3 protein-coding genes and 2 pseudogenes are annotated in these 3,865 nt (G+C 32.5%); 2 read left to right on the top strand and 3 right to left on the bottom strand.

Going from position 1 to position 3,865, the window contains the following annotated elements:
• A pseudogene (locus CCO88_RS11115) lies at positions 1–255 on the top strand (methyl-accepting chemotaxis protein); the annotation flags it as partial.
• A gap of 60 nt (positions 256–315) precedes the next feature.
• Positions 316–654: a CZB domain-containing protein gene (locus CCO88_RS11110; RefSeq protein WP_424202885.1), complete on the top strand. Its 339-nt coding sequence runs from the start codon at positions 316–318 to the stop codon at positions 652–654.
• 20 nt (positions 655–674) lie between these two features.
• Here the strand turns inward: CCO88_RS11110 and CCO88_RS09285 are convergent, their stop codons facing one another.
• The 3 genes and pseudogenes from CCO88_RS09285 to CCO88_RS09275 all read right to left on the bottom strand — a co-directional run.
• Positions 675–1,268 carry an NUDIX hydrolase gene (locus CCO88_RS09285; protein WP_002782203.1) on the bottom strand — a complete coding sequence of 198 codons (594 nt, stop codon included), beginning with the start codon at positions 1,266–1,268 and terminating at the stop codon, positions 675–677.
• 76 nt (positions 1,269–1,344) lie between these two features.
• A complete protein-coding gene (locus tag CCO88_RS09280; RefSeq protein ID WP_002782201.1) occupies positions 1,345–3,408 on the bottom strand; it encodes a TonB-dependent receptor domain-containing protein in 2,064 nt (687 codons plus the stop codon).
• A gap of 241 nt (positions 3,409–3,649) precedes the next feature.
• Positions 3,650–3,865: pseudogene (locus CCO88_RS09275) on the bottom strand (HpcH/HpaI aldolase/citrate lyase family protein); the annotation flags it as partial.

Below are 3,865 nucleotides of genomic sequence, written 5' to 3'. Positions count from 1 at the left end.
AATCTTTTAGCATTAAATGCTGCTATAGAGGCTGCTAGAGCAGGAGAACATGGTAGGGGTTTTGCTGTTGTTGCGGATGAAGTTAGAAAGTTAGCTGAAAAAACTCAAAAAGCTACAACAGAAGTGGAAATGAATATCAATCTTCTAAAACAAAATGCAAATGAAATGTATACCCAAAGTGAGCAAGTGGAAAAAATTTCTATTAATTCTAACGCACACATTATGAGTTTTTCAGAAAAATTTACCCACTTAGTCAACGAAGCACACTCTACAAATTCGAATGCTGTAGGTATTGCCTCAGAAGCATTTGTATCTTTGGCAAAACTTGATCATATAGCATTTAAACTTAATGGATATAAAGAAATTTTTGCAAAATCTGGACAAGAATTAGCCGATCATACAAGTTGTCGTTTAGGTAAATGGGTAGCAAGTACCGGAAAAGAAAGATTTGGCGATAGCAAAAGCTTTATAAAAATCAATGAGCCACATCAAAAAGTACATGAAAATATGAATAGCGCTATCCGCATCGCAAACACAGAAGATGTAAGCTTAAGCAATACTCAAGATGCAATTATCAAAAAATGTGAGAATGCTGAAAATGCGTCTTTGCATTTATTTGATGTATTTAAAGAAATGCTTAATGAAGCAAATTAATCCAAAATTCTTTGCCTTATTTATTTAAGGCAAAGTTCTTTCTTTTCTTTTAAAAACCACAAATAAGCAAAATCAAGCAAAGGTGTATGGATTATCTTTTTAGAAAATTCTTCATATTCATTGATCTTTACAAAAACAGCCTCTATTTGCTCGTCATCAACCCCGCCACCATCACAAATTTTGTCATTCTCATCTACAATTGCAAAATAAAAACTTTGCTTACTAGCCCCCGAACCAAAACCTGTATAAAAGTCGCCTACTTTTTCAAATTCTTTAGGGGCATAGCCTAATTCTTCGATGCATTCTTCTTTGGCTATTTGCTCTAAGGGTAAATCTTTATCTACAAGCCCTGAACAAAGTTCTATGGTATAGCCCATATTTTCATCTTTATGATAGTTTTTATCTTGCTTTTGATGATACCAAAGCGGTATGCGAAATTGACGAACAAAAATAAAGCTTTTCAATTCTTTATGATATAAAAGAATTGAAACGCTATCTTTGGATTCTATAAAATCCCAAGTACAAAGCTTTCCATTGCTCTCATAACTAAATCTTTTGGGTTTGATATAATTAGACTCGCAAAAAGGAAGCTCTTTTAAATTTTTAAATATCATAAAACAAAGCCTTTATTTTTTCTTCATTATACTTTGTTTTTACTTGTTTTAAGTTAAGACACTCTTTTTTTTCAATTTAAAAATCATATTTATAACTTAACCAAAAACTTCTTCCTTCTGTATAATCTTGATAGCGATTTGCATAACCTCCTGGATTAGCACCATCCCATCTTGTAACTTGCGGATCAAAGAAATCTTTATCAAAAAGATTTTGCACTGTAAAGCTCAAACTTGATTGTTTATCGATTTTATAATTTACTCCCAAATCCACTATATAAAAAGGCTTATATTTTTGCCATGGCAAAGTGCCACTGCCACCACCTTTTGATCTGGCTATAGTATCAAGTCTTGCACGCGCTTTAACATAAGAGCTAAATTTTCCTTGCTCGTAATTTAATTTTAACATAGCAATATGTCTTGGTAAATTTTCTATTCTATCTCCACCAAACCAATTTGTCTGTCCATCCTTGTAGCGATTATCCATAAAAGTATAACTTGAATTAACACTAAAACCCTTATAAGGTTTTGTATTGAAAGCCAATTCTATACCCCTAGTTTGTGTTTTACCAAGATTGATAGAACGTTCACATGTAACACCATTGGCACAATCAATACCATTGTACATTCCTGTTAACTCTTCGCTACTGATTTGATTTTTAAAATCAGTAATAAATCCTGTAATAGAATAATGAGCAAAATCAAATATTCTAAAATCAACTCCTAGCTCATAATTTGTACTTTCTTCAGGTTTTAAATCAGGATTTCCAAAAGAAGCACCATTATTGCTATAATTATAATAACCATTGGTGAGTTGTTTTGCTGCTGGAGTTTTATAACCCATAGCTACACCTCCTTTAAAAGCAACATTATCATTTAAATGATAAACAAGATATACTCTAGGAGTTACTTCAGAATCAAACAAATCACTATAAATATAACGCAAACCTGTAGTAAAAATCAAATCATCACTGATAAAATATTCACCCTCGCCATAAAGTGCAACCGTAGTTTGATCAAGATTTTTACCCCTTATTTCGCTACCTGCACTTTCTTGATCGTTTTTGAGTGTCTCATAGTCTATTCTTGTTCCAAAGGTACTTACTAAATTTCCATATTTATCCAAATTCCAAGGCAAGACAACCTTTCCTTCTCCTACCCAAATTTGACTATGCAGATCTTTATCTTTAGTACTACCATACTGTAAGTATGAATTTGTAGTTCCAAATTCATAATTTCCATCATGATTTAAAACGACATTGTCTTTAAACAATTGCCTTTCGCTTTTAATAGCACTACTACTTGTGGAATTTACTGAAATTTCATTGATATAACGCTCAACATCTAAATAAACATTATTGCTATCATCTACAGTCCAATTCAGTCTTGATCCAAAACCTAAACTCGTAAAATATCCAGGACTATGACTTGCGATTTGATAATTTTCAGGTCTTTGAGTACCATTACTCCAAACTGGCGTAGGCCATTTTAAATCAGAAGCTGCCTTATCATAATACTTAATCCTAGCAGAAATTGAAAGCGTATCTTCAATCAAAGGTGTAGCCACATAAGCATTAAAACCACCCGCATTTCCATATTTACTAGAATGCTGCTGTAAAAGGGTGCTAAATTCTATATTCGCTTCGGTTTTATTGGGATTTTTTTTAGTAATGATATTTATTACCCCACCTACTGCATCGCTACCATAAAGTGTAGAAGCAGGTCCGCGTATCACCTCGATACGCTCTATCATAGATGCGGGTGGTAAATATCCTGATTCGCTACCGCCAAAACCATTATCATAAAAACCATTAGCAACGCTTTGACGCTTTCCATCAATCAAAACCAAAGTGTAAGAACTTTCAAAACCTCGTATGCTAAAATCATAAGTACCGGTTTTATTCATAGTAACATCAACACCCGGGATATCCGAAATTGCTTCTCCTATATCCTTAATAGGCTTTTTACTAAGCTCTTCTTTAGTAATAACAGAAATACTAGCAGGCGCATCCACTAAGTCTTGTTCAAAACCACTTGCACTCACTACCACATCATCAAGTTGGTATTGTTCTTCTGCTTTGATTTCACCTAATCCCATCAAACAAAAACATAAAATGCTTAATTTAAGCTTTTTAGCATTCATTATCCTTTTTCCTTTCTTGTATTAGGCTATTATGATAGTCAAAATCAATTTTGAAGTATAGATAAAAATGACTTTAAATTTACTTAACTTTGATAATAATTATAAAAACAATTTTAAAGCTTAAAATTTGCACAAAACATAGCTTTTTAGAAATATTATAAGTTATTTTAAAGACAAGTAAGAGGATAAAATATCTTAAAAAAGTATTATATTTATACACAAATAATTTATTCAAATCTCCCTATGAGAGATTTGAATTGCTATCTAACAGAATTTGTTCTGCTTTCTTAATAACGGGTAGATCCACCATCATTCCATTGTAGTTAAAAATAATATCATTGCTATTTTGCCTAAGTGATAAAATTTCTTTTGCCCATGCAATTTGCTTGGCCGATGGGCTAAAAACTTCATTAATTGGTGCAACTTGGTTTGGATGAATGCACAAAGACCCCCCCCC

Origin of the sequence: Campylobacter coli LMG 9860 (assembly GCF_000254135.1) — a bacterium.
Lineage (GTDB): Bacteria > Campylobacterota > Campylobacteria > Campylobacterales > Campylobacteraceae > Campylobacter_D > Campylobacter_D coli.
Note: the sequence above shows the minus strand (reverse complement) of the source record. Positions and strands in the feature narration are given on the sequence as shown.

Bases quoted from the DNA above. Each gene is read 5' to 3' on its own strand.
- CCO88_RS09285 (WP_002782203.1), bottom strand. From the start codon at position 1,268: ATGATATTTAAAAATTTAAAAGAGCTTCCTTTTTGCGAGTCTAATTAT.
- CCO88_RS09280 (WP_002782201.1), bottom strand. From the start codon at position 3,408: ATGAATGCTAAAAAGCTTAAATTAAGCATTTTATGTTTTTGTTTGATG.